This window comes from Ancylobacter sp. VNQ12, from assembly GCF_049445835.1.
GTDB lineage: Bacteria > Pseudomonadota > Alphaproteobacteria > Rhizobiales > Xanthobacteraceae > Ancylobacter.
This window is the reverse complement of record NZ_JBMSDU010000028.1, coordinates 1-26,131: the sequence shown is the minus strand read 5'-3', so window position 1 is coordinate 26,131 and position 26,131 is coordinate 1. Positions and strand designations below refer to the sequence as shown.

At 65.7% G+C, this 26,131-nt stretch carries 22 protein-coding genes; 9 read left to right on the top strand and 13 right to left on the bottom strand.

The genetic code is table 11. The annotated features are described in order from the left end of the window. Positions 1–94: 94 nt before the first annotated feature. Positions 95–550 carry an RrF2 family transcriptional regulator gene (locus tag ACO2RV_RS22900; protein ID WP_423296547.1) on the bottom strand — a complete coding sequence of 152 codons (456 nt, stop codon included), beginning with the start codon at positions 548–550 and terminating at the stop codon, positions 95–97. Between the two features lie 74 nt (positions 551–624). Between ACO2RV_RS22900 and ACO2RV_RS22895 the strand changes: the two genes are divergently transcribed. Beyond that, positions 625–1,929 (top strand): PAS domain S-box protein, encoded by a 1,305-nt coding sequence (locus ACO2RV_RS22895; protein ID WP_423296546.1) that lies wholly within the window; start codon positions 625–627, stop codon positions 1,927–1,929. Between the two features lie 49 nt (positions 1,930–1,978). Here ACO2RV_RS22895 and ACO2RV_RS22890 read toward each other — a convergent pair whose 3' ends face one another. The 6 genes from ACO2RV_RS22890 to uxaC all read right to left on the bottom strand — a co-directional run bounded on the left by ACO2RV_RS22890 (position 1,979) and on the right by uxaC (position 9,046). After that, the gene (locus tag ACO2RV_RS22890) at positions 1,979–3,454 is read right to left on the bottom strand and encodes a mannitol dehydrogenase family protein (RefSeq protein WP_423296545.1); all 1,476 of its coding nucleotides are present in this window, start codon (positions 3,452–3,454) and stop codon (positions 1,979–1,981) included. Between the two features lie 10 nt (positions 3,455–3,464). Continuing rightward, a complete protein-coding gene (locus tag ACO2RV_RS22885) occupies positions 3,465–4,310 on the bottom strand; it encodes an ABC transporter permease (protein WP_423296544.1) in 846 nt (281 codons plus the stop codon). A gap of 5 nt (positions 4,311–4,315) precedes the next feature. Further along, entirely contained in the window at positions 4,316–5,227 is a 912-nt protein-coding gene (locus ACO2RV_RS22880) for an ABC transporter permease (RefSeq protein WP_423296543.1), read from the bottom strand. Further along, a complete protein-coding gene (locus ACO2RV_RS22875) occupies positions 5,224–6,324 on the bottom strand; it encodes an ABC transporter ATP-binding protein (protein ID WP_423296542.1) in 1,101 nt (366 codons plus the stop codon). The genes ACO2RV_RS22880 and ACO2RV_RS22875 overlap by 4 nt, the downstream gene beginning before the upstream one ends. 97 nt (positions 6,325–6,421) lie before the next feature. Further along, positions 6,422–7,597: an extracellular solute-binding protein gene (locus tag ACO2RV_RS22870; RefSeq protein WP_423296541.1), complete on the bottom strand. Its 1,176-nt coding sequence runs from the start codon at positions 7,595–7,597 to the stop codon at positions 6,422–6,424. Between the two features lie 48 nt (positions 7,598–7,645). After that, positions 7,646–9,046, bottom strand: a complete 1,401-nt coding sequence (gene uxaC / locus ACO2RV_RS22865; protein WP_423296540.1) for a glucuronate isomerase — start codon at positions 9,044–9,046, stop codon at positions 7,646–7,648. 110 nt (positions 9,047–9,156) lie between these two features. Between uxaC and ACO2RV_RS22860 the strand changes: the two genes are divergently transcribed. Together ACO2RV_RS22860 and uxuA are read left to right on the top strand one after the other, a co-directional pair. Next, positions 9,157–9,876, top strand: coding sequence for a GntR family transcriptional regulator (locus ACO2RV_RS22860; protein ID WP_423296539.1), 720 nt, complete (start codon positions 9,157–9,159; stop codon positions 9,874–9,876). Positions 9,877–9,913: 37 nt separating this feature from the next. Continuing rightward, positions 9,914–11,131 (top strand): mannonate dehydratase, encoded by a 1,218-nt coding sequence (gene uxuA, locus ACO2RV_RS22855; RefSeq protein ID WP_423296538.1) that lies wholly within the window; start codon positions 9,914–9,916, stop codon positions 11,129–11,131. Here uxuA and kduD read toward each other — a convergent pair. Genes kduD through ACO2RV_RS22840 form a run of 3 tightly spaced genes read right to left on the bottom strand, consistent with a single transcriptional unit; the run spans position 11,128 to position 13,447 of the window. Continuing rightward, a complete protein-coding gene (kduD, locus tag ACO2RV_RS22850; RefSeq protein ID WP_423296537.1) occupies positions 11,128–11,892 on the bottom strand; it encodes a 2-dehydro-3-deoxy-D-gluconate 5-dehydrogenase KduD in 765 nt (254 codons plus the stop codon). The genes uxuA and kduD overlap by 4 nt on opposite strands. Further along, the gene (gene kduI, locus ACO2RV_RS22845; RefSeq protein WP_423296536.1) at positions 11,892–12,731 is read right to left on the bottom strand and encodes a 5-dehydro-4-deoxy-D-glucuronate isomerase; all 840 of its coding nucleotides are present in this window, start codon (positions 12,729–12,731) and stop codon (positions 11,892–11,894) included. The genes kduD and kduI overlap by 1 nt, the downstream gene beginning before the upstream one ends. 38 nt (positions 12,732–12,769) lie before the next feature. Next, positions 12,770–13,447 (bottom strand): GntR family transcriptional regulator, encoded by a 678-nt coding sequence (locus ACO2RV_RS22840; protein WP_423296535.1) that lies wholly within the window; start codon positions 13,445–13,447, stop codon positions 12,770–12,772. Positions 13,448–13,559: 112 nt separating this feature from the next. Here ACO2RV_RS22840 and ACO2RV_RS22835 point away from each other — a divergent pair, with 112 nt between their 5' ends. The 6 genes from ACO2RV_RS22835 to ACO2RV_RS22810 all read left to right on the top strand — a co-directional run bounded on the left by ACO2RV_RS22835 (position 13,560) and on the right by ACO2RV_RS22810 (position 20,748). Next, positions 13,560–14,360 carry a 2-keto-4-pentenoate hydratase gene (locus tag ACO2RV_RS22835; protein ID WP_423296534.1) on the top strand — a complete coding sequence of 267 codons (801 nt, stop codon included), beginning with the start codon at positions 13,560–13,562 and terminating at the stop codon, positions 14,358–14,360. An 82-nt stretch (positions 14,361–14,442) separates the two neighbouring features. Then, complete coding sequence (locus ACO2RV_RS22830; RefSeq protein ID WP_423296533.1) at positions 14,443–15,423, top strand: TRAP transporter substrate-binding protein; 981 nt, start codon at positions 14,443–14,445, stop codon at positions 15,421–15,423. A 104-nt stretch (positions 15,424–15,527) separates the two neighbouring features. After that, a complete protein-coding gene (locus ACO2RV_RS22825) occupies positions 15,528–16,049 on the top strand; it encodes a TRAP transporter small permease (protein ID WP_423296532.1) in 522 nt (173 codons plus the stop codon). Then, positions 16,049–17,329 carry a TRAP transporter large permease gene (locus tag ACO2RV_RS22820; protein WP_423296531.1) on the top strand — a complete coding sequence of 427 codons (1,281 nt, stop codon included), beginning with the start codon at positions 16,049–16,051 and terminating at the stop codon, positions 17,327–17,329. Before ACO2RV_RS22825 ends, ACO2RV_RS22820 begins: the two co-directional genes overlap by 1 nt. Before the next feature lie 518 nt (positions 17,330–17,847). Continuing rightward, positions 17,848–19,125: a tyrosine-type recombinase/integrase gene (locus ACO2RV_RS22815; protein ID WP_244450042.1), complete on the top strand. Its 1,278-nt coding sequence runs from the start codon at positions 17,848–17,850 to the stop codon at positions 19,123–19,125. Positions 19,126–19,365: 240 nt separating this feature from the next. Continuing rightward, entirely contained in the window at positions 19,366–20,748 is a 1,383-nt protein-coding gene (locus tag ACO2RV_RS22810; protein ID WP_347881468.1) for a Fic family protein, read from the top strand. Between the two features lie 77 nt (positions 20,749–20,825). Here the strand turns inward: ACO2RV_RS22810 and ACO2RV_RS22805 are convergent, their stop codons facing one another. From ACO2RV_RS22805 to ACO2RV_RS22795, 3 genes are all read right to left on the bottom strand, one after another. After that, positions 20,826–21,878 carry a GIY-YIG nuclease family protein gene (locus ACO2RV_RS22805; RefSeq protein ID WP_423296530.1) on the bottom strand — a complete coding sequence of 351 codons (1,053 nt, stop codon included), beginning with the start codon at positions 21,876–21,878 and terminating at the stop codon, positions 20,826–20,828. Then, positions 21,871–23,907, bottom strand: coding sequence for a DEAD/DEAH box helicase (locus ACO2RV_RS22800; RefSeq protein ID WP_423296529.1), 2,037 nt, complete (start codon positions 23,905–23,907; stop codon positions 21,871–21,873). Before ACO2RV_RS22800 ends, ACO2RV_RS22805 begins: the two co-directional genes overlap by 8 nt. 68 nt (positions 23,908–23,975) lie before the next feature. Then, complete coding sequence (locus tag ACO2RV_RS22795) at positions 23,976–25,964, bottom strand: class I SAM-dependent DNA methyltransferase (RefSeq protein WP_423296528.1); 1,989 nt, start codon at positions 25,962–25,964, stop codon at positions 23,976–23,978. Positions 25,965–26,131 lie beyond the last annotated feature (167 nt).

The following is a 26,131-nucleotide window of genomic DNA, read 5'->3' as shown; positions in this document are numbered from 1 at the left end:
GATGGCGACCCGGCGCATCATCGGGGCGAGCCTAGCCGCGGATAACAGGACGGCACCGAGCAGCACGGCGAGGAGCACAAGGGGATCGCCGCGCTCACGACACGCCGGCGCTGGTGGCCGGCCCGTCTGGACCAAGCGACAGGATCAGGCGTCGAAAGCCGCTCCTGCGGTCGACGAGGTCGGCCAGCGTGTAACCGTCGAGGACGGCGAAAAAGGCGGCCATCGCCTCATCCAGCACCGGAGAAACGCCGCAGCCCGTGGAGAGCGCGCAGTCCCCACAGGGAACCAGATCGAAATCGTCCTCGGTGTGGCGCAGCAGATCGCCGACTCGGATTTCCGAGGCCGGCCGCGCCAGCCGGTAGCCGCCGGCGCGCCCGCGCACGCCTGCCACATAGTTGGCCTTGCCGAGGTCGTGCAGCACCTTCATCAGATGGTTCTGCGAGATGCCATAGGCGGCGGCGATCTCGGAAATCGAGCACAACCGGTCGCTGCGCGCCGCCAGATAGAGCAGCACGCGCACGGCATAGTCGGAATAGCGGGTGAGTCGCATGAGGCCGCCTGTCTGGAGGCTTTCCAGTTCATGAATACATGTATATCATATACATGATTTAAACGGAGGCAAACATGACCGAAGGCGGCCAGGTGGCGAGAGACGTCGAGCAGGAGGAGCGGCACGGCGCCGCGCCGCGGCCCTTCGCGATCGAGAGCCGCCACCGGGAGAGCGACGTCATCACCTCCTTCGTGCTGTGCCCGCTCGACGGACGGCCGCCGGCGCCGCATGTGGCCGGCCAGCATCTGACGCTGTTCGCGGACGTTCCGGGCGCCGGGCGGCAGAAGCGCAACTACACCATCTCGGCGGCGCCGAACGGTGCGACCTACCGCATTTCGGTGAAGCGAGAGCCCGAAGGGCTGGTATCGAAATGGTTGCATGACGAGGCCCAGCCCGGCACGCGGCTCGACATCGCGCCGCCGGGCGGCAGCTTCGTGCTGCCCGCCACCGATGCGCGCCCCGTCGTCATGGTGAGCGCCGGGGTCGGATTGACGCCGATGGTGGCCATGCTCGAAGCCGTCGCAACGCAGCGTCCCGGCCTTCGCGTGCACTTCGTCCACTGCACGCAGAGCGCGCGCACCCAGGCGTTCGCCGGGCATGTGCGTGCGCTCGCCGCCGCGCATGGCGGGGTGGAGACGACGTTCCTGCATACCCATCCCGGCAGTGACGAGGTGGCGGGGCGGGATTTCGACATCTCCGGCCGGCTCACGCAGGACTGGCTGACGGCGCACACGCCGCTCGCCGAGGCCGAGTATTTTCTCTGCGGCCCGCTCGGCTTCCTCCGCGCCTTCGTGCCGACGCTCGCCAGCTTCGGTGTCCCGCCGGAGCGACTGCATTACGAATTCTTCGGCGCGGTGGAGGACCTGTTCGGCGATGAGGCGGCAGGCGGCACGGTGGCCGCACCGCCCGCCGCCGTGGTCGGATCGCGGCAGTCGCGCGCCCTTGCCGGCTTCACTCGGGGAGGAATCGGCGAAGCGCTGGTCGACAGTGCCGCCGATGCCGTCGTCGCCAGCGACGCGCAGGGCCTGATCGTACTGTGGAACCCCGGCGCCGAACGCATCTTCGGCTTTTCCGAGCAAGAGGCGCTTGGCTCCTCGCTCGACATCATCATTCCCGAGCCGTTCCGCGCCCGCCACTGGGAGGGCTATCGCGAGACGGTTGCCTCCGGCCAGAGCCGCTACGGCGCCGGCGACCTGCTCGCGGTTCCCGGGCTCACCAGGGACGGACGACGGATCTCGCTGGAGTTCACCATCGGCCTGCTCAAGGACGCGGGCGGCGCGGTGACCGGCATGGTGGCCGTGCTGCGCGACGTCACGCCCCGTTTCGAGGAGGTCAAGGCGCTGCGGAAGAAGGTGAAGGAACTTGGCGGGTCCGCATGACACGGAGACGATCCGCTGCGCAAACGGATCATGCGACCGATGACCGCGTCTACGTCCTCTCAAAGCTCCGGGCGGTTCGCGCCGCCCCGTCGGCCAGCAGTCCGTCCAGCACGCGCACCAGCGTGGTGCGGAAGGGCGTCGAGGCGGACAGATCGTCTCCGAACACCTCGCGGATGCCGAGATAGGCCTCCACGAGAGCGGAGGCCTGCCGCTTCCCTGCCGTTGCCGCAGCGAAGCGGCTGGCAAGCGGGTCACGCATGTCGATGGGATTGCCCGCCTCATCGCGGCCGGTGGCGTAGACCATCCAGGCGGCAACGCCCAGCGCGAGACGCTCAAAGCCGGCACCGGCCTTGATCCGGTCGCGAATGGTGCCGAGCAGGCGCTGCGGCAGCTTCTGCGAACCGTCCATGGCGATCTGCCAGGTGCGATGATGCAGCGCCGGATTGCGGAAGCGGGCGAGCAACATGGCCCGGTAGGCCGCGAGGTCGAAGCCTTCGAGCGGCGGCAACGTCGGCGAGACCTCCTCTCTCATCATCTGGTCGAGCAAGGCGGCGAACCCCGGTGCGGCCATCACTTCGGCCACCGTCTGATGCCCGGCGAGATAGCCGAGATAGGCGAGCGTCGAATGGCTGGCGTTGAGCAGCCGCAGCTTCATCTGCTCGAAGGGTTCGACATCGGTGACGAAGAGCGCGCCGGCCCCCTCCCAGTTCGGCCGCCCCTCAGGGAAACGGTCCTCGATCACCCATTGCAGGAACGGCTCGGTCGTCACCGGCCAGGCATCCTCGACGCCGAGCGCACCGGCCACGAGCGCGCGGTCGGCATCCGTGGTGGCGGGCACGATGCGATCCACCATGGAACAGGGGAACGCCACGCGGGTCTTCACATGCTCCGCCAGCGCCGGATCGCGCAGCGCCGCGAAGCGCGTCACGACGCGGGCCAACGTGCGTCCATTGGCCGGCAGGTTGTCGCAGGACAGCACGGTGAAGGGCGGCAGTCCCGCCTCGCGCCGCCGGACAATCGCCTCGACGAGGAAACCGATCGCTGTTCGCGGCCGTTCGGAATGAGCGAGGTCATGCACGATGTCGGGGTGGGTCTCGTCGAGTTCGCCCGTTGCCGGCAGGTGGCAATAGCCCTTCTCGGTTATGGTGAGCGATATGAGGCGGGTCTCGGACGCGGCCATCAGGTCGAGCACGGCGACGGGATCCTCCGGCGCCACCAGAAGGCGCAGTACAGCCCCGACCACGGCGAAACGATCGCCCGTGCCATCGCGAACCGCGACCGAATACAGCCCGTCCTGCGGAGCGAGCGCATCGCGCGTCTCGGCGCTGCGCAGCGAAACCCCGGCAATGCCCCAGGCAAGATCGCCGGCGGCGAGCACGGCTTCGGTCATCACCGCCTGATGGGCACGGTGGAACGCGCCGATGCCGAGATGCACGATGCCGATGCGGGTGGCGCCACGGTCATAGCCGGGGCGTGATACTCCTGCCGGGAGGTCGCACAAAGTGGCCTGCGAGAGACGCTTCATCGTGCCGAGCTCAATGCGCCGCCTGGGACTGCTTGGCCCGGGCGACGATCTGCGTGGGGTTGACGAAGCGCAGCGCCAGCACCAGCCAGAACAGCGTCGTCACCATATAGACCACCGCCATGGCATCGATGGATTGCGAGGCGCGCACGCCGGAGGCGAACACCGCGTAATAGAGCGAGACCACCAGCGTCTGGCTGGTCGGGCCGGCGACGAGGAAGGTCAGTTCGAACATGGCGATGGTGCGCACCAGCACCAGCAGCAGCGCGGCCAGCATGCCCGGCAGCAGCAGGGGCAGCAGGATGCGCAGGAACAGGCTGCCCGTGCCGGCGCCGAACACCCGCCCGGCCGCCTCGACGCGAGGGTCGATCTGCTCGATGAATGGGATCATTACCAGCACCACGAAGGGAATGGAGGGCACCAGATTGATGATCACCACCCCCCAGAAGCTGCCCCCCAAGCCGACCTGGTAGAGCAGGGTGGCGAGCGGAATGCCATAGGTGAGCGGCGGCACCAGCATGGGCAGAAGGAACAGCAGCGTCACCGCCCGCTTGCCGGGAAAGTCCCGCCGCGCCAGCGCATAGGCGGTGGTGATGCCGATGAGGCCGGACAGCGCAGTCACCAGGAAGACGATCTCGAAGGTGACGACGAGCACCTCCGTGAGCTGGAATTCCTGCCAGGCGGAGAAATACCAGCGCGTGGTGTAGTCCACCGGCAGCCAGGTGCCGAGCCAACGTGTCGCGAAGGAGTTCACCATCACGGCGGCGATGACGCCGATGAGATTGAACACGAACAGTAGCGCCACGCCCCAGACGGCAGTGCGCCAGAGCTTCGAGCCGATGCCACGGTCTCGGATCATCGATGTCAGCCTTTCGTCCCGCCCGCCGGGCCGCGATAGAACAGGTTGCGCAGTGCCAGCACGGCCAGCACGACGACGAACTGGACGGCGCCCATGATCATGGCGATCGCCGAGCCGAGCGAGTGGTTGTATTCCTCGAACGCCGCCGCATAGGCGGCGATGGAGATGACCCGGGTCGGCCCGGCCGGCGCGCCGAGCAGCACCGCCGAAGGGAAAACGGCGAAGGCCTGCACGAAGGCGAGGCAGAAGGTGACCGCCAGCCCCGGCACCAGCAGAGGCAGGAAGATGCGCAGGAACCGGCGCCGTGCATTCGCTCCCAGCGTCGCCGCTGCCTGCTCGATCGCCGGGTCGATGCCGGAGACGTAGGACAGCGTGAGCAGGAAGGCGAAGGGAAAGCCGGTGATGAGCAGCGAGGCGAACACGCCCCAGTAATTATTGGTGAGCCGCAGCGGCGCCTCGATCAGGCCGAAGGTCACCAGCGTGCGGTTGAACCAGCCCTGCGGCCCGAGAAAGCTCAAAAGGCCCTCAGCCACCAGCACGGTGCCGAGCGTGATCGGCAGCACGAGGATGATGGTGAGCAGGCGCTGACGGCGCATCAGCCGCACCCGGAAGGCGATAGGCACCGCCAGAGCGAGATTGAGCACCGTCACCGGCACGGCCAGCCGCAGCGTGGCGCCGACGGTGTTGTAGAGGAAAGGATCGGTGAAGAAACGCCGGTAGCTCTCGTACCACGGCCCGGTGGCGGGGGAGAGGGAATCGATCACCCCATAGATGAAGGGGTAGATGAACAGCCCGAGCACAGCGAGCAGGCCGGGCAGCACGAGCAGCGTGGTGCCATCGAAGCCGCGGGCGGCGAGCCGCGTGCGCAGCGAGAGCCGGGCTGGCGCGTAGCCGGGGGTGAACGTCGCCTCGCTCATGCCGCCGCCTCCGCGAAGACGAGGGTGCGCGCAGGATCAAAGCGCAGGCTGACGGGCTGGCCGCTGGCGAGCGCGGTCTCGGCGCGGAAGAACACCACCGCTCCGTCCGCCAGCACGGCGGAGCCGAACCAGGCCCGGCCGCGATACTCGATCGCCCGCACCGTCGCCGGGATGCCGGCGCCGGACGGACCCGCAAGCAGGTCCTCGGGACGCACGGAAATCGAGATGCGGGCACCGGCGGCATGCGCCCGCGCGGCCGGCAGCGAAAGCCTTCCGCCGGGAATGTCGACATTGCCGCCGGCATCGGCGACCACGCCGGCAATGCGGGTGCGGTAGCCCATGAAATCGGCCACATCCACGCCGATCGGGCGCTCATAGAGTTCCTCCGGCGTGCCGACCTGCCGGATCAGCCCATGCGACATCACCACAATGCGGTCTGCCAGCGACAGCGCCTCGTCCTGGTCGTGCGTGACGTAGATGGTGGTCGAGCCGATGGCATCATGGATGGCACGGATTTCCGCCCGCATTTCGAGCCGCAGCTTGGCGTCGAGGTTCGACAGCGGCTCATCCATCAGCACCAGTGGCGGGCGGATGACGATGGCGCGGGCGATCGCTACGCGCTGCTGCTGGCCGCCGGACAGTTGGCCGGGCAGCTTGTCAGCCTGCGAGCGCAGTCGCACCAGATCGAGTGCGGCATCCACGCGTTGCTCGGTCTCTGCCCTGGGCACGCCCTGCATGGTGAGGCCAAAAGCGACATTCTTGCGGATCGTCATGTGCGGAAACAGCGCATAGGACTGGAACACCATGCCGAAGCCGCGCTGCTCCGGCTGGAGTTCATGGATCGGGCGCCCATCGACGCGGATCTCCCCGCCGGTCAGCGGCAGCAGGCCGGCTATGCAGTTGAGCGCCGTCGACTTGCCGCAGCCGGACGGGCCGAGCAGCGCGATGAACTCGCCACGCTCCACGGTGAGGCTGATGCCGTCGAGCGCCCGATAGGTGCCGAAGCTGCGCTGCAGGTCGAGGAGTTCGAGCCGGCCACCGCCGGCGGGACCCGCCGCAGGCGCAGCCGTCGTGGCAAAAGTGGGATGGGCGTTCATCGCGTGACGGCTCCGGGGCGAGGCGAAGACGGGGCCGGGCAAGGCTCCGGCGGCGGCAGGCGGCCGGGGCTTGCCCGGCCGCAAGGACGGACCGCGATCAGCTCTTCTTCGCGCCGATCCGCTCGTCCCAGATGCGGAACGCCGCGACCATCCGGTCGGCGTCGAGCGGCACCTCCTGCGGATTGTCGGCGATCCAGCGGTCATATTCCGGACGGCCGAATTCCTTGATCGCCTGCTGGCTCTCGGCCGGAGCGATCGACAGCGGCACGTCCTTTACCGCCGGGCCGGGATAGAAATAGCCTTGATCATAGGCATAGGCCTGCGCCTTCGGCGTCAGCATGAAGTTCATCAGGTCGAGCAGCACCGCGAGCCGGTCCTCCGGCACGCCCTTAGGCACGACCATGTAGTGGGCGTCCGTCACCCAGTGGAAGCCGGCCAGCGTGCCCACCTTTGCCTCCGCCGGCACGGTGCCCAGCACGCGCGGATTGATATCCCAGCCGGTGGTGGAGATCACGATGTCACGGGTGCCGTCGCCCAGCTCGCGCATGGTCTGCGTGGTGCCGGAGGCGTAGTACTCAATATTCTTGCCGAGTTCCTCGAGATAGGCCCAGGTCTTGCCCCAGCCCTTCTCGGGATCCTTCGGGTCGCTGTCCTTCAGTATGTAGGGCAGGCCCATGAGGAAGGTGCGGCCGGGCCCCGAATTGGACGGGCGGGCGTAGATGAACTTGTTCTTGTGCTGGCGGCTCCATTCCAGCAGTTCCTCGGCGGTCTTGGGCGGCGTCGGCACCCGGTCGGGCATGAACTCGATCAGCGGTCCCGAGGGGTAATAGGACACGACGACACCGCGATCCTGCGCCATGGCCTGCATCTTGAAAGCCTGCGGGATGAGGATGGCGGAAAGATCGGGAAGATCGGCCTTGTAGGGGGCGAGATCGGTCCATATTCCCTGGGCGATGCCCGCGGAGAGCGCATCGGTGCCGGTGAGCACCAGATCGATATCCACCCGGCCCGCCGCCTGCTGCGCCTTGAGCTTGGATGGCAATTCGGGCGCGGGGGCCTTGGTGAAGGCGATGCGGCTCACCCAGTCGGGCTTGGTCTCGGCATAGAGCTGGAGTGCCGCCTGGGTGAGGGCGAGGTTGCCGGCGACGTCGGCCACGGTGAGCGTTACGGGCCTGGACGGCGGCTTGAGCGCGGCGAAGGCGGCGCCACCGAACAGCGGCAGGCCGGCAAGCGCGACGGTGGTTCCCATGAAATGTCGGCGGGTCATGCGCATGGTGGGCTTCCTCCGATGTGCCGGTGCGTCGAGGCCCCGGCCGTTTCGTCACAGTCGATAGGCGTCCTTCGCGAGCTGGTAGGCGAGATCGCGTGCCATCTCCTGCGCCTCGTCCTCGTCCAGCCGGCCATCGCAGACGAGACGGGCGAGCCAGGCGCAATCCACACGCCGGGCAACGTCGTGCCGGGCCGGAATGGACAGGAAGGCGCGGGTGTCGTCGTTGAAGCCGACGGTGTTGTAGATGCCGGCGGTCTCGGCGGTGGTCTCGCGAAAGCGGCGCATGCCATCCGGGCTGTCGAAGAACCACCATGCCGGCCCGAGCCGCAACGCCGGGTAATGGCCGGCCAGCGGGGCGAGCTCGCGCGAATAGGCGGCCTCGTCAAGGGTGAACACGATCACCGTCAGCGCCGGGTCGTTGCCCACGGCATTGAGCAGCGGACGCAGCGCGTGCACGTAATCGGTGCTGGAGGGAATGTCGGCGCCCTTGTCGAAGCCGAAGCGCGCGAACAGCGGCGCATTGTGGTTGCGCACCGAGCCGGGATGGATCTGCATCACCAGCCCGTCGTCGCGGCTCATGCGCGCCATCTCGGTCAGCATCTGGGCGCGGAACAGCTCGCGCTCGCGCGCATCCGCCGTGCCGGAGCGCACCTGCTCGAACAGCCGGGCAGCCTCGAAGGCATCGAGATCGGCGGTGAGCGCAGTCGGGTGGCCGTGGTCGGTCGCCCGTGCCCCGCGTTCCGCGAAATAGGCACGCCGGATGCGGTGGGCTTCGAGATAGCCCGCCCAGTTCACCGGTTCACCGGTGATCTCGAACAGTCGCGCAAGCGCCGCCGCGAAACCCGGCCGGTCCGGATCGACCACCGCGTCGGGGCGATAGGTCGGCACCACCCGGCCATGCCAGCCCGAGGCGCGGATGGCGTCGTGATGGGCGAGATCGTCAAGCGCGGAGTCGGTGGTGGCGATCGCCTCGATGCCGAACCGGTCATAGAGCGCGCGCGGACGCATATCGTCGCGCGTCAGCGCCGCAGCGATCCGGTCATAGAGCGCGTCGGCATTGTCCGGACCGAGCCGCTCCTCTATCCCGAACACCGTCTCCAGCGCATGCTCGAACCACAGGCGCGAGGGGGTGCCGCGGAACAACCGGTAATGCTGGGCGAAAAGCCGCCAGATCTTCCGCCCGTCCGTCTCCACCGGCCCGCCATCGCTGCGCGGCACCCCGAGCGCCTCCAGCGGCACGCCCTGCGAGTACAGCATGCGAAAAATGTAGTGGTCGGGAATGACGAACAGCGCCGCCGGGTCGGGAAAAGGCAGGTTCTGCGCGTACCAGGCCGGTTCCGTATGGCCGTGCGGCGAGACGATCGGCAGCGCCTCGACCTGCGCGAACAGCCGCCGCGCAACAACGCGCGCCTCCGCCTCTATCGGCAGCAGCCGGTCTGGATGCAGCGCCATCGGTCCTCCCCTCTAGCTGGTCTGGCCGTTTGTGTTTTCGTTCGGCCTTGGCAACCAGTACCAACTAATATATTAGAATGTCAATCCGCTCCGATCGGACGCCATCCTCGATGACCGACACCTCCCTGCTCTCTCCGCGCGCCCCCGAGGACCTTGCCCGGCCGCTGCGGGCGCGCCGCATCACCTCCGCCACGCAGGTGTTCGACATGCTGCGCACGGAGATCATTGCCCTGCGCCTGCCGCCGGGAACACCGTTGCAGGACAAGACGCTGATCGAACGCTTCCAGGTGAGCCGCACGCCGGTGCGCGAGGCACTGATCCGGCTGGCGGAGCTGGGCTTAGTCGACGTGTTTCCGCAGTCGGGAACCTTCGTCTCGCGGGTGCCGGTCAGCGCCATCCCCGAAGCCGTGCTGATCCGCAAGGCGCTGGAGAGCCTCACGGTGGAGAAGGCCGCCCAGGCCGCGGCGCCTCATCGCATGGCCATGATCGACCTCGCCATCGGCCGGCAGAAGGCGGCCGCGCTGGTCAACGATACCGATGCGTTCCACGAGGCCGACGAAGCGTTTCATGCCGCCGTGGCCGATCTCGCCGGCCATCCCGGCATCTGGACGCTGCTCACCCAGGTGAAGGTGCAGGTCGACCGGGCCCGCCGCCTCACCCTGCCCATGCTGGGGCGGATGGATCAGGTTCTGGCAGAGCACGCCACCATTCGCGACGCCATCGCCGCCGGAGACGCCGAGGCGGCGAAGAGGGCGATGGAGGCCCATGTCAGCGCCGTCATCCCGGATGTCGACGCGCTGAAGGGCCGCTTCCCGAACTATTTCGTCTGATCGGCGGACCCGGCCAACCGGGCACGAGGAGGAACGCATGCGCCAGGGCTGGAGATGGTTCGGGCCGGAGGCGCCGGTGACGCTCGACGAGGTGCGCCATGTCGGCGCCACCGACATCGTCTCGGCGCTGCACGAGGTGCCTATCGGGGCGGTCTGGACACGCGAGGCAGTCGAGGCGCGGCGCCATCTCATCGAGACCACGCCGCCCGGCCGGGTGCCGCTCGCCTGGTCGGTGGTCGAGAGCATCCCGATCCCGGACGCGGTGAAGCGCCGCGGCGGCGCGGCGAAGACGGAGATCGAGGCCTGGATCGCCAGCTTGGAGGCCGTCGGCCGGGCCGGCATCGGCATCGTCTGCTACAATTTCATGCCCGTGGTCGACTGGTGCCGGACCGATCTCGATTACGTCACCGACACCGGCGCCACCGCGATGCGCTTCGATTTCGAAACCTTCGCCGCTTTCGAGCTACACCTATTGCGGCGCCCCGGCGCCGAGCGCGACTACACGCCGGCCGAGCAGGCCCGCGCCCGCGCGGTTTACGAGGCGATGGACGAAGGCGCGGTCGCCGACCTCGTGCGCAACATTGCCAGCGCCCTGCCGGGCTCGACCACCGAGCCGATGACGCTTCCCGGCTTTCGCGAAAAGCTGAAGGAATATCGCGACATCGACGCCGCGCGGCTGCGCCGCAACCTCATCGAGTTTCTCGCCGCCGTCGTCCCCGCCGCCGAGAGCGTCGGGGTCAAGCTGACGCTGCATCCCGACGACCCGCCCCGCCCGCTCTTCGGCCTGCCGCGCGTGGCCTCGACACCGGCCGATTATGCGGCCCTGTTCGAGGCGGTGCCCTCGCCCGCCAACGGCATGTGCCTGTGCACCGGCAGCCTCGGCGCGCGGGCCGACAATGATCTACCCGCCATCGCGCGCCGTTTCGCGCCCCGCATCCATTTCGCGCATCTGCGCAACACGAGGCGCGAGCAGGATCCGCGCAGTTTCCACGAATCCGCGCATCTCGACGGCGACACTGACATGGTCGCGGTGCTGAAGGCGCTGGTGGAGGAAGATCGCCGCCGCGCGCCCGGCGCGACCATCGTCTTCCGCTCCGATCACGGGCATCGCATGCTCGACGATCTCGGCAAGACCGTCACCCCAGGCTATCCGACCATCGGCCGCATGCGCGGGCTGGCCGAGCTGCGCGGCATCCTGCATGCGCTCGGCCATCCCCCGGAGGCGCCGCGCGTCGCACGCGCGACCTGCCCCTAACGCGCCAGCCAGCCACCATCCACGGCAACCACTGAGCCGTTGACATAGCCGGAGGCGGGTGAGGCCAGGAACAGGACGGCGGTCTTCAGATCGTCCGGCGTCCCCCAGCGGGCAGCGGGGATGCGCTCGAGTATCTGGCGGCTGCGCTCGGGATCGGCGCGCAGCGCCACCGTGTTGTCCGTCTCGATATAGCCGGGAGCAATGGCGTTCACCGTGATGGCGTGGCCGGCCAGCTCGTTGGCCATCGACCGGGTAACCCCCAGTACGCCATGCTTGCTCGCGGCATAGGACGGCACGCGGATGCCGCCCTGAAACGACAGCAGCGACGCGATGTTGATGATGCGTCCCGGCGTGCCGCGCGACACCCAGCGGCGGGCGACAGCCTGCGACAGGAAGAACAGGCTCTTGAGGTTGACGTCCATCACGGCGTCCCAATCGGCCTGCGTGAAGTCGAGCACGCCGGCGCGGCGGATGATGCCGGCATTGTTGACCAGTATGTCGATGCTGCCGAACGCCGCCTCGAGTTCGCCAACCAGCCCGTCCAGGTCGCCGGGCTCGGCAAGGTCGTGCAGCACCGCGTGGAACCGCACGCCATGGCGCGCAATCCGTTCCGCCGTCTCCGGCATCGGGCTCGAGCCGAGGCCGATGATGTCGGCACCCGCCTGCGCCAGCACATCGGCGACGGCCTGGCCGATGCCGCTCCGCGCGCCGGTGACGAGTGCCATGCGGCCGGAAAGATCGAACAGCGCGCCCACCCCCATCAGCGCAGCTCCGCCATCGGCACGAAGTCCATGTCGGCGAAGGACTGGTTGTCGCCGGCCATGGCCCAGATGAAGGCGTAGGCGCCGGTGCCGGCGCCGGCATGGATCGACCAGGGCGGCGACAGTACCGCCTGCTCGTTGCGCACCACGATGTGACGCGTCGCCTCCGGCCGTCCCATCAGATGCAGCACCAGGCTGTCGGGGGCGAGCTCGAAGTAGAAATAGGATTCCATGCGCCGGTCATGGGTATGGGCCGGCATGGTGTTCCAGACACTGCCGGGTTCGAGCCGGGTGAGGCCCATCACGATCTGGCAGGTCGGCAGCACGCCGGGGTGCAGATATTTGAAGATGGTCCGCTTGTTGGACGTCTCGAGGCTTCCCATCGGCTGTGGCGAGGCATCCTGCTCGCGCACCACGCGGCTCGGATGGCGCATATGCGCGGGAGCCGAGTTGCCATAGAGGCGGGCGGGATGCGCGGGGTCGACGTTCTCGAAGCTGAGCGCGCGTATGCCCATGCCGAGATAGACCGCTTCCTGGGGTTGCACGATCAGGACCTCGCCGTCGGCGATGACGCGTGCCGCGCCGGTGCCGACATTGATGGCGCCGAGTTCGCGACGTTCCAGCAGAAAATCGGAGCCGACCACGCGGGCCAGTTCGTCCGCTGGCGTCAGGGGCGCGTCGGCGGGTGCGATACCGAGCACCATCATGCGGTCGTAATGCGTGTAGGACGCGGTTATCCGCCCGTCCTCGAACACGCTTTCGATGAGGAAATGCTGGCGCAGGCCCTCGCTATCAAGCGCCTCGGCTTGGGCGGGATGAACCGCGTGGCGAATATCCATTGGCGTTCCCTTCTCGCACGGGTCGTTGCCCGACCTCGTCAGATGAAAATGTCGGCGTGGGCGCTTCGCACCGCGGGCAGCGCCTTGAGAATTTCCGCCAGATGCGCCTTGAGCGCGGCTTCGGCCTGATCGGCGTCGCGGGCGTCGATCGCTCTAAGGATGTCGCGATGCTGCTCGATCAGGCGCGGCAGGGCGGTGGCGGATGGCAGCGTGAGATGGCAGACACGGTCCATGTGCGCCTTGATGTCGTCGATTACCGTCCAGGCCGAGGGGCAGCCGGCGCCTTCCGCGAGGGCGGCGTGGAACATCTCGTCGGCCCGCTGGAATTCATAGTGGGCGCCGACTTCGGCGGCGGCGGTCTGTGCGTCGAGATAAAAGTCGATCCGGGTGCGGACACGTGCATCGAACCGCTCGCAGGCGCGACGGACCACGGCGGTCTCCAGCGATTCACGGATGAAGCGGGCTTCCAGCATCCGCTCCAGCGATATCTTGACGACGAAGGTGCCCCGACGCGGCTGGATTTCGACGAGGCCGGCGCGGGCCAGCGAAATGAACGCCTCGCGGACCGGCTGGCGGGAAACTTTGAAACGCGCGGCGATGTCCTGCTCCGAGAGCGGCGCGCCGGGCTCGATCTCCATCGTGATGATCGCCTTGCGTATCTCGCGTTCGATGCGGCGCGCGCTGGTTTCCGCTGCGTCGCCCGTCTCGATGTTCAAGCCGTCCCCCTTGGATACCAACGTCGATCACATTGCCACTTGACCTTGTACCATACCAGTATCAGTATCTACCATACTAAAAATGAAGAGCGAACGCCCGGGGGAGACGGTAGTGACGAGTGCCGCCGCACAATTCGTTTCCGCGCGTAGCGATGGGCGAGCGCTGTCCGGTTTCCCCGGCGTGCTGCCCGGCAGCCTTGAAGAGGCCTATGCGGTACAGGACGAGGTGCTGCGTCTGACCACCCGTCGCCTCGGCGGATGGAAGGTCGCGATGATCCCGCCGGCGTTCCACGCCCGCTATAGTGCGGAGCGGCTGGTCGGGCCGGTATTCGCCGACCTTGTGCAGACGGTTACCGATGGCGGCGCCGTCGACGCACTGATTTTCGAGGGCGGTTTCGCTGCAGTCGAGGCCGAGTTCGTGGTGCGGGTGACCGGTGAGCCGCCCTCCGATCCGCAGGACTGGTTGGGCGATGTCGGCGCCTTCGCCACGCTGCATGTCGGCTCGGAGATCGCCTCCAGCCCTCTCGCCACCATCAACCAGCTCGGCCCCGGGGCGGTGATTTCCGATCACGGCAACAATGCCGGCGCCATTGTCGGCCCACGGATCGAGCCCGGGCAGATGCGTGACTGGAGCACCCTGGCCTCGGCCACGCGGGTGGAGGGCGTCCCGGTCGGCGAGGGCAGCGCGGCCCGCGTGCCGGGTGGTCCGTTCGCCGCGGTGGCCTTCCTTGCCCGGCAGCTGGCCGGGCGCGGTAGGTCGCTCGCCAAGGGCGATGTCGTTCTGACCGGCATGACGACCGGCGTTCACGACGTCCTGCCGGGCCAGACCGCGCGGCTCGAATTCGAGGGCGTCGGCAGCTTCGACATTCGCTTCGCCGCCTACCCGCACAGGAGACGTGCCGCCGCATCCTGAATCAATCCGCGAGCGGCAACGACCGACCTCGCGCGAACCAAGACGGCGAAAATCGCCGCTGCCCTGGGAGAGGAAAACGTCAATGAAGACAGCAAGCATGCTTTGCCTCGCTGCGGCCCTTGCGCTGTCGTCGGTCGTGACGACAGCGAGCGCGCAGCCGATCACACTCCGCTCCGCGGACATCCATCCGGACGGCTACCCGACGGTCGAAGCCGTCATCTATATGGGCAAGCTGGTGTCGGAGCGCACCAATGGGCGCATCGGCGTCAAGGTGTTCAACAACGCTTCGCTCGGCAGCGAGAAGGACACGATCGAGCAGACCCGGTTCGGCGTGATCGACATGAACCGGGTGAACACGGCGCCGTTCAACAATCTGGTGCCGCAAACCCAGGTACTCGGCCTGCCGTTCCTATTCCGCTCCGTCGACCACATGCACAAGACCATCGACGGGCCAATCGGCGACGAGATACTCGCTGCCTTCGCGCCGCACGGGCTGGTGGGCCTCGCCTTCTACGATTCCGGCGCCCGCTCCTTCTACACCACCAAGAAGCCGATCAAATCGATCGCCGATCTCAAGGGCATGAAGATCCGAGTGCAGCAGTCGGACCTGTGGATCGCGATGATGCAGGCCTTCGGCGCGAATGCGACGCCGATGCCGTTCGGCGAGGTGTACTCCTCGCTTGAGACCGGCGTGGTCGACGGCGCCGAGAACAACTGGCCGTCTTATGAATCCTCGCGCCATTTCGAGGTCGCCAAGAACTACACGCTGACCGACCATTCGCTCGCGCCGGAAGCGCTGGTGATCTCCAAGATCAGCTGGGACAAGCTGTCACCCGAGGACCAGAAGATCGTGCGGACCGCGGCCAAGGAATCGGTCGTCAAGATGCGCGAACTCTGGAGCGCGCGTGAGAAGGCCTCAGAAGACAAGGTTCGCGCCGCCGGCACGAATGTCATCACCGTCGACAAGCAGCCCTTCATCGACGCGATGAAGCCGGTCTACGACAAATTCATCACCGACCCGAAGATGAAGGATCTGGTGACGCGCATCCAGGCGGTCCAGTGAACGCGCGCACACGGCCGGTCGCGACCGGATGGCCCGCCCCCGGTGACGCCGGTGCGCGGGTCGCCGTGCCGGGCGGAGGCACACGCCCCGTGAAGGTTTCCCGCATGCACCAGATGCTCCACCGCGTTCGTCGCGTGCTGAGCCTGCTCTCCAGCGCGGCCTTGTACCTCTCCGGCGCCGGCCTGATCGCCATGACGATCGTGGTCGGGTGGCAGGTCTTCGGCCGCTATATTCTCAACGACACGCCGACATGGTCCGAGCCGATCGCGCTGCAGCTCATGGCGTGGTTCATCCTGCTCGGCGCCGCAGTCGGCGTGCGCGAGAGCGTACATCTCGGGCTCGACCTGCTGCGCCACATGGTGCCGGAATGGGCCGGCAGGCTGATGGACCTCGTCAATCTAGGCCTGGTCGCGTTCTTTGGCGGCGCCATGACGGTCTACGGCCTGCAACTGGCCATCGGCACCTGGACCGCCACCATCCCGGTGCTCGGCATTCCCGGCGGCGTCGACTTCTTGCCCCTTGTCGGCGGCGGCGCGCTTATCGCGCTGTTCGCGGCGGAGCGTTTCGTCGACATCCTGCTCGGCGTGAAGCCCGCGGCGGACGTCGAGATCGTGGAGACGCTGTGATGGCCCATTGGATTCTGTTCGGCAGCTTCACCCTGCTGATGCTGATCGGCACACCGATCGCCTTCTGCCTCGGCATCGCCTCGCTTGCGACCGTGCTCTATATCGGACTGCCGCCGGTGGTGGTGTTCCAGCAATTGAACTCCGGCATCAGCGTCTTCGCCATGATGGCGATCCCGTTCTTCATCTTTGCCGGCGACATGATGATCCGCGGCGGCATAGCGGCGCGACTCATCCGCTTCGCCGCCGGCCTGGTCGGCCACCTGCGCGGCGGCCTCGGCCAGGTAAACATCGTCGCCTCCACGCTGTTCGGCGGCATTTCCGGCTCCGCGGTGGCCGATGCCTCAGCCGTCGGCGGCCTGATGATCCCGCAGATGGCGGCGCGCGGTTATGATCGCGACTATGCGGTCAACGTCACGGTGAATGCGGCGATCATCGCGCTGATGATCCCGCCTTCGCACAATCTGATCCTCTACTCGATCGCCGCCGGCGGCACGGTGTCGGTGGCGGATCTGTTCACCGCCGGCATCGTCCCCGGGCTATTGCTGGCGCTCGCGCTGATGGCCACAGCATATTGGGTGGCGCGCCGGCGCGGCTATCCCGCGGAACCGTTCCCTGGCGTCGTCAGGGTCGCCTATTACTTCCTCGCCGCGCTGCCGGGGCTGCTGCTCGTCGGCATCATCTTCGGCGGCGTCCGCTCGGGCGTGTTCACCGCGACGGAAAGCTCCTGCATCGCGGTACTCTATGCGCTGCTGGTGTCGCTGCTGGTCTATCGCGAACTCGACTGGCACGGCTTCGTCGAGGCGACGCTCGGCGCCGTGCGCACCACCGCCATGGTGCTGCTGGTGATCGGCGCGGCGGCGTCGTTCGGCTGGCTGATGTCCTTCCTGCAGGTGCAGCAGGCCGTCATCGCGGGCATCCAGGCGATTTCCAGCGACCCGATCATCGTGCTGCTGCTGATCAATGTCGCGCTGCTAGTGCTCGGTACCTTCATGGACATGGCGCCGATGGTCATCATCTGCACGCCCGTCCTGCTGCCGATCGTGAAGGCGTTCGGCATCGATCCGGTGCATTTCGGCGTGGTGATGATTCTCAATGCAGGGATTGGCTTGAACACACCGCCGGTAGGAACGGTGCTTTTCGTCGGCTGCGCGGTGGGAGGCATCAGCATACGCGAGGCGATGCGCACGATCTGGCCGTTCTTCGGGGCCAGCGTGCTGGTGTTGCTGCTGGTGACCTATGTGCCGGCGCTTTCGCTCTGGCTTCCCGCCCAGTTCCGCTGAGCCACGCGGTGCCGGAACGGACCTCGGAACCCAGCGGCGGAATGCCCGTATCCGCGACCGCAGCGGTGACGCGGCTGGTGCGCTTTCATCATGGCGAAACGATCGGCGCCTGATAGGTGGCAATCGTCATCGACCCGGCCATCACACTGGGCTCATCGGGGTGCTCGTGGCGACCTTGCCGAGCGCTCGCCGGAAGGGCCGAGCCTGGCCGGCAAGCAGAAAAAGCCCCGAAGGGCGCTTACTAAGCATTTGATTTTCTTTGGGAAAATTGGAGCGGGCGATGGGATTCGAACCCACGACCCCAACCTTGGCAAGGTGCCCCAGGTGCTTGCGCCACGCTGCGAGGAACTGCGCTGGACTCGTATAAACTACGGTAATAACGTTATATTTTCCTCATTTCCGTCGCCGAACCTCACCGAGGGCGCGCCTGAACTCGCCCTTAAAAGCTGACTTTCTGCTTACTCCGGCGGGCCGCCCGTGATAAAGTAAGCAAAGGTCATCTAACACGCTGATATATAATGGCAAAGATCACGAAGCAGACGGTCGATGCTCTGAAACCTTCGAAGGTTGGGGTCAAAGGTTCGTATTTGATCGAGTGGGATCAGGAGCTCAGGGGCTTCGGCGTCAAGGTCGTCGCCTCGGGCTTGAAGACCTTCGTCGTCCAATATCGCAACGCCCAAGGCCGCAGCCGTCGCATCATGATCGGCCGCTACGGCGTCATGACCTTGGAGGAGGCACGGCGCGAGGCGAAGACCGTCCTCGGCCGGATCGCCAGGGGCGTCGACCCTCTCGAAGAAAAGCAAGCGGCGGCCAGTGACGCCATCACCGTTGCTGAGGTGTGCGACTGGTATCTGGCCGAGGCGGAGGCCGGCCGGATCCTCGGTAAGAGACGCCGGCCCATCAAAGCGTCAACGCTTGCCATGGATCGCAGCCGCATCGACGTGCATATCCGGCCGCTCCTCGGGAAGCGCGCGGTCAGCGCGCTCAAGCTCGGAGATATCGAGGGGGCACAGGCCGACATCGCGGCGGGCAAGACGTCCAAGCCGCGCGCCGGCAGTCGCGGCGGTGCGGCGACTGGCGGCGAGGGTGTCGCTGCGCGGACCATGTCGACTTTGCACGCCATCTTCGAGCACGGTGTCAGGCTAGGAAAGATCGAAAGCAACCCGGCAAAGGGTGTCCGTCGCCTCGCCAGTACGCCACGCGACCGCCGGCTGAGCCGCGCCGAGATCGAGAAGCTCGGCAAGGCGATGCGGATAGCGGAGCAGGACGGCGAGCACCCGACCGGCCTTGCGGCGATCCGCTTCTTTCTGATGACGGGCCTGCGCCGTATGGAGGGGCTCGCTTTGGAGCGTGCCTGGCTCCATGACGAGGAAGGCTCCATCCGATTTCCCGACACGAAGAGCGGCGCGCAGACGCGGGTCATCGGCCGCGCCGCCGTCGACTTGCTGCTGGCTCAGCCACAAGCCGGATCGCGCTTCTTCTTCCCGGCCGACTGGGGTGAAGGGCATTTCGTCGGGATCGTGCGCGTGCTCGATCGCCTCTGCGCAATGGCGCGCCTGGAGGACGTCACCCCACATACCCTGCGCCACACCTTCGCGAGCGTCGCCGGCGACCTCGGCTTTTCCGAACTGACGATCGCGGCGCTGCTCGGTCACGCGGCGCGCGGCGTGACGCAACGTTATATCCATATCGACGAGGCGTTGCGGCTCGCGGCCGACCGCGTCGCGGACGAGATGGCCGACATTCTCGACGGCAAGGCGGCGGCTGCGCGTCCTCCCAGGCGTGGGGCGCGATAGTTGCAGGACGTCCGGTGAGCAGACCGGGGAGCGCCGCAGGCGGAATGGTGAAGCGGTGCGATTAAACAGGTCCTGTCGGCCAGCGAGTTTCAGGGGTTTGCGGAGGGCGGTTGGCGCCAACCCGCCGGGTTTGCATGCCTGACGCGGAGATTGCTGAATTCATTCTCCGCATAAATTGCGGATATTGCCTCTTGCGCTTGCGGAGATTGCCCCTCACATTCTCCGCATGGAGCGCGGAAAATGATGAATTACATTCATGAGCTGCCAGACTGGCACCGGTTTCGCTGGGATCACGCGGTGCTGACCGCGCCGCTGGCCGCGGTGCGTCATCACCAGGGACGGTTAGTCGGCCGCATGGAAGGACTCGGCTTCGAGCTCCGTGGCGAAGCCGTCCTGCGATCCCTGACCGAAGAGGTCCTCAAATCCAGCGACATCGAGGGCGAGCGGCTCGACCGCGCGCAAGTGCGCTCCTCGATCGCGCGGCGCCTCGGCATGGATATCGGGGCGCTTGCCCCGGTGGATCGCCATGTCGAAGGGGTCGTGGAGATGATGCTGGACGCGACCCAGAACTACCGCCTCCCACTTAACGAGGAGCGGCTGTTTGGCTGGCATGCCGCGCTGTTTCCCACCGGGCGCAGCGGCTTGGCGAAGATCACCGTCGGCGCGTGGCGCCCCGGGGAGGCTGGTCCCATGCAGGTGGTTTCCGGACCGATCGGGCGCGAGCATGTCCATTTCGAAGCGCCGAGGGCGGAACGCCTTACGGCCGAGATGCAGGCCTTCCTCGCGTGGTTCAACGCACCCTGCAGCATCGACCCTGTCCTCGTCGCGGCCATAGCCCATCTATGGTTCGTCACCATCCACCCCTTCGAGGACGGGAACGGACGCATCGCCCGCGCCATCGCCGACATGGCGCTGGCGCGCTCGGAGGGCTCGCCGCAGCGGTTCTACAGCATGTCCGCGCAGATCCGTATCGAACGGAAGACCTATTACGACACCCTGGAGCGGACGCAGAAGGGCGACCTTGACATCACTGCGTGGCTGTCCTGGTTCCTAGAATGCCTGGACCGCGCCTTTCAAGGGGCAGAGGCGGCCTTGGCAACGGTTCTGCGCAAGGCGAGGTTCTGGGAGGCTCATGCCAGGAGCGCCCTTAATCCGAGGCAGCACCTCGTGGTGAACCGCCTGCTTGACGGCTTCGAAGGCAAGCTGACCTCGTCCAAATATGCCACGCTCGCCAAGTGCTCGCAGGACACTGCCGCGCGCGACATCGAAGACCTATGCGGCAAAGGCATTCTGGTACGGGATCCGGCCGGCGGGCGGAGCACTAGCTACAGCCTCATCGCTAGCGCCGCCGACGCCGTGGAGGCGGTGGCGCGCTGGGTCCTAGCACATGCCGACAAGGCGGCTCGGGACGGACCGGGCTGGCCCAGTCCGGAGGAGGAGCGGGCTCGGATGGAGCGCATTCAATCCATCGGCCTTGAGCTTCAAATGCTTGCTCGCGAGCCCGACGCGATTCCGATCCATGCCGAATTTGAACAAAGGCTACGTACGCTGCACGATCTGGGGCTTTTCCTGGACGATCGGTTGGTTGGCGCAGTCGCGCGGGCCATCCACCAAGGTCTTTAGTCACGGCACTCCATGGTGCCTTACAGCTTTTCATTATCTTGCATAATAATCACATTTTAATCCCGCGCTAATTATTTTCATCTCACGAACATGAGTGAAAACATCTGAAACACGGTCTCGATGTCGGTTCGAAACCACTCGGTGGCGTTGAACGAGCGGCCATCTGGCCCTGTGACCTTTAGCGCGACGTGGAACGGCCTAAGCGCCGCATGGATCATGCGCTCAGCCTCCTTGGCCGAGTATCCAACGAGCTCGTAGGTCTCAATGATTTCAACCGGCGCGAACAGAAATGCCGCCTGCGTCTCTGCCCGGGCCACCCGGTCCTCGACGGTTCCGGCCGTCGTTCCTACCTTCAGGAGGCCCCGGACCTCCGGACGGTTTGAGCGAGAGCGAAGCACATAAACGAAGCCGGTATGGGCTCCCTCGAACAGCGGTCCTGCCCCTGAAAATCCGATCCGGCGGGCGTCCTTATCCTCATAGAGACGCCGCACCAGCGAGGACATCAACAGGTTGGATTCGGTCTCGTTATCGAAAATCACGCGAAGGCGTGCGTCCGGTTTGCCGTTGCGCCGATGTTCGTCGCGCACATCGGCGACATGGACGAGCTGTCCTTTGAGAACAAAGAACTCCCCGAGCTCGACGCGCTCCTGATGGAAAGGTTGCGGCTTCCGGCTTCCTTCCTCGACAGCAAGGCGCACCGCCTCAAACGCAGCGCTAAACCGGTCGAAATCCAAGCATGGCCGCCGATCGGCGACATAGTCCGGCTGAGCCTTAGACTTCAGTGTATCGCGAACCAGGAAAATATCGCCGACATCGTTGAGCAAGGGATCGTCCAGCGGGTCGCTTCGCTCCGAGCGGCCAAAGACAAGCCCATGAATGTCGGCATTCTCCAGCCCCGTCAGGTCGGCGCGAGACGCCCGGAGACCGGCAAGCTCGTTGGCCAGCAGGCGTTCACGCACGCTTTTTCCCTTTGCCGAAACCGGCTCGGTGCCGGCCTCTGCTACGAAGGCGTTGATCTTACCGAGGACCTCCGCCGCCCTTTCGAGCAACGGCGTCCTCGCGGCCTTGGGCTTTTCTTCTGGCGATTGGAGAAGCGGATCATTGAGATAATCGATCTCTTCGTCAGACATTTGCGTCGGCTCCAGCCGGTCCCGCGGTGCCGTCCGCTCCTCCCATGTCTTCCCGACGCCGGCGTGCCAAGCGCCGCAGAAAGGCGAGGGCGTCGGCCAGGCGCACTTCGCGTCCATTGGGAGAGTTGAGGTTGGGCTCTCGGTTCTCGCGGCCGATGAACTCGCGGATGCGCGGGAGCAGTTTTTCGGCCTCCTCCTGCGTCATTGAGACCTTCAGCGCACGGACTTCGCCATGAAGGCGCGCCAGCACCTCTTCATTGAGCTCCTTGGACAAGAGCTCGTAGGCGTCGTCGAACTCGCGGCGGCTGCCGAGCAGGTCCACCTGCAGTTCGCGCACATCGATGAAGCGACGTGTGTCGCGAACGAAACGGTCGCCCGCAGAAGTCGCAATCGCCATGGCGTCTGTTGCGGCCGCCTGATCCTGGGCGACATCAGGCGTATAGGCCGCGCCAGCCGGTACGGTCTGGATCGCCTCCGGTTCGTCGTTTACAGCGCGGGCAAGACCTGAGCGGATGCCGAAGAGGGTCGCCGCATCGCTGACTTGTTCCTCGGAAAAGCCCGGGTATCGGGTTCGGAGTACATCGGTGACGACCATGTCGTAGATCACATCGGCATGGTGATCATCCGGATTGATCATCACGGTCAGGGTGCGGGGATCGGCCTGCACATCCGCGAAAAGATCGGGGAAGTCGGTTTCAATGACCCGGGCCGCATCGCGGTCCACCGGCGGCGTGCCGATAACCTCGATCTCGCCCATATTGGTGACGGGCTCTGGCCGCCCTGTTCTGCCGGGAGTGCCGTCAAACTCATCAGCGCCCCTGAAGGTGCGGAAACGGAAGACCGGCGCCATCACCTGCTCCATCAGGAGCGACACTGAGATGGCCTTCAGCATGTCGTTGACTGCGCGAGCAACCGTTTCATCATTGGCGAAGGGCGCCGATACAAGGTTGGTGAAGCGGGCGGAGGTCTTGCCAGGCGCGTCGCGCGTCGCGCGTCCGATGATCTGCACGATTTCGGTGAGCGAGCCCCTGTAGCCGACTGTCAGGACATGCTCACACCAGATCCAGTCGAACCCCTCCTTCGCCATGCCGAGCGCAATGATGACGTCGACGTCCTCCCGCTTTCGCAGATTGCGCAGTGAGGACATGACCTTGTCGCGGCCGGGGCCGTCATCGACGAGATTGGCTACCTTCAAGATACGGCGGCCGGCCCGCACCCGCTCGAAGCCTGTGCTCGAATCCTGGCCGAGCGGCTCCCCGAGGGCGGAGATGATCGCGTCCACAGCGAACATCTTGTCGACGGCGGCCTCCGATGAGCCGACATGCGGAATGTGAACGATCGTCTTGAGCTGCGGGTCGAGTGCCTCGCCCATCGCGTCCAGATATCTGCCCCGATAGAAGCGGAAGCCGATATGCAGCTCCTTGAGGTGCTCGTAGCCGTTGAGCTGCTCATAGTAGGTGTAGATCACCCGCTCAAAGCGGGCTTCGTCCTCGGGGTGCAGGATCGCTTCACCGTCGCCGCGGAAATAGGAACCCGTCATGGCGAGGATATGCGCGCTGCCACGATCCATGAGGCCGCGCAGGAAATTGCCCAGCCGGTTGTTCTCATCATTGGAGGCGTGGTGCAGCTCGTCGACGCAGACCAGGCAATTGTCGAACGCCTCCAGCCCGGCAGATGCGAAGGCGAAGCGCAGTGTGGCGTGGGTGCAGAGCGCCGTCGTCTCCGTCTCGGAGCCCAGGAAGCCCAACAGCTCCCGCACCTTCGAGCCGGTTTCGGAGCCGACGCCGCAGAAATCCCGATCGAGCTTCCAGTCGGCGAAAAAGCCGCCCTCGGTCAGCTTCGTGTCGCGGAACGAGGCGCCGATGGAGCGCTCGGGCACCGCGACGATCACCTTGCGCAGGCCCTGGTTCTTCAGCTTGTCGAGACCGACGAACATGGCGGCACGCGACTTGCCGGAGGCGGGCGGCGATTTGACGAGGATGTAATGCGCGTCGCGCACGTCCCAGACACGCCGCTGCATGGCCCGCATGCCGAGGCTGTCGGTCTGCTTGGACGAGCCATTCGCGGCATAATGCAGCGTCGTGTCAGCGATACCGGTCATCGCCCGCCCCTTTCCTGGATCGCCGCGTCATAGAGCTGGAGCATATGCTCGATCCGGTCCGCATCGGAGCGATAGCGGCGGGCACCGAATAACTTCTCCACCGTGTCGTCGAGTTCCTCATGCGCCCGGCGCAAATCAGGTGGCATGGTCTTCGGGGCGTAAAGGTCGCCGAGCGTTCGACCGAAGCCGGCCTCTTTGCGTGCCCGGTCGATCTCCCACCAATGTTCTTCGAGTTCAGCCTTTCGATGATCAGAAAGAGCCGGCATTGGAAAAGTGTTCCAGACCAGCGTGTTCGAGTAACGCACACGGGTCTCCAATCGGCCACCCACTGTTTCTAACCATAATCTATGCAATCTAGAAGAAAGAACTGCCGCTTGCCACGAAGCTCCATCATATATTCCGAATGCCTCACTAGAAATTATAGCTTCGAAATCTGATATGATAACAGGCAAGTAAATACGGTTCTCAGACGACGGGCGCGGAATGATGATGGTGTGAGACTTGGATTCATTCTGTTCGCGAAATGACCATGGCGTTTCAGCCATTTTCCTAGCGGCGGCGTCCGAGCTGTCTAGGCGTTTTGTGCGCACCTTCTCGAAGCGCTCCTCCAGTGGCGGTATGGCGCGCGCCATCTCCACATCATTGGATTTTATCCAGAGGCACCAGCGCTCGATACCTTTCATCAACTCTTGGCTGCCATAGAGCCGGCGCACAAAACGGGCCGCTTCCGGGTAGCCCCCGATGAGTTCGTCTCGTTCGTTGCGATCGAGAAGAAGCGCCTCCCCATTGTTCGGCATGTTCCCGAACACCATCGGAGCGAAGTCCGGGGCGATGGGCCTGGATCTTTTGGCAACGATGGTCGCTACATTTGGTGCAAGGTAGGGACCGATCAGGGAGACCTGACGGACCGTCTCCCCGTCATAGAGGTTCTTGCTGGCCTGCGTGGGAGCACCAAGGCCAACGATGACGCAGGTCACGCCCGCATTCTTCGTAGCGAGATTCGACCATTTGAACGAGCGATGAGCGAAACGGATCTCGAGGCCATCGAGAAGATGCGGCCAGAGCGTCGAGACAGAAGCGCCCTGCACGATCGAGTTGGTGGAGACGAAAGCGAAGGGCGCGTTCGCGGCCTTGGCGTAGTCGGCGCCTTTGAGGAACCAGATCGCGACGTAATCGAGTTCCCCAGAATTCGGGACGCGACGCGAAAAGACCGCCTTCATGTCCTCGCGCTGCGCCTTCGATTGATGCTTGGAGCCCTTGAACGGGGGGTTGCCCACGACAACGGTCTCGCTTCCCGCTTTCGACGGGCAGGCCTCCAGCCAGTTCGCCGTTGCAGCGTTGGCGCGGGTGATGCGTCCGGCCTCGCTCAAGGGCAGGAAGGGCCGCCTGATGCCGAGCTCCTTCCAGAACAGCTCATCCATCTGGTGCTGGGCGATCCATAGGCCCAGGCGGGCTGTCTGGCACGCAAAATCATCGATCTCCAGACCGTAGAAATTGTTGAGCGAGATCACATCGAGAGGCATTTCTCCCAGCCGCTTGAAGGTCTCAATCTCCATTTCGCGCAGCGCCTTATAGGCGATGATCAGGAAATTGCCCGACCCGCAGGCCGGATCGAACACCCGTATGTTGCGCAGCCTCTTCAGGAATGCACGCAGCTTGTCCTTGCTTGTGCCCGCGCGATCCAACTCGGACCTGAGCTCATCGAGCAGAATGGGGCGCAGCACCTTCATGATGTTGGTGGGGGATGTGTAGTGCATCCCCAATTCGCCACGCAGCGTCGTGTCGACCACGCCCTGGAGCATAGAGCCAAAGATATCAGGGTTGATGTCGCGCCAGTCCAGGCGAGCGCAGTCGAGCAGGTGGCGGCGGCAGCGACCGTCCAATTCGGGGACGGGGCTCCTCTCCGAGAACAGGCTACCGTTCACATAGGGGAGTTTCGACCAGCCCCTTGCCGGCCCCGCGCCCTGACGCGGGTCATGGTCCATATGCGCGAAGGCGCCTTCGAGGAAGGCCTTGAGGTCGGTGCCTGTCCGTCGTCAGGGTTTTTGGGACAACCGGCGGCGTGAGCTAACGGAGGCTCTGGTCCATCAGGTTTGTCACATTAGGCCGCTGCATCTCGATGAAGCAAGCGACGCTGTTTGATGGTTTCGCG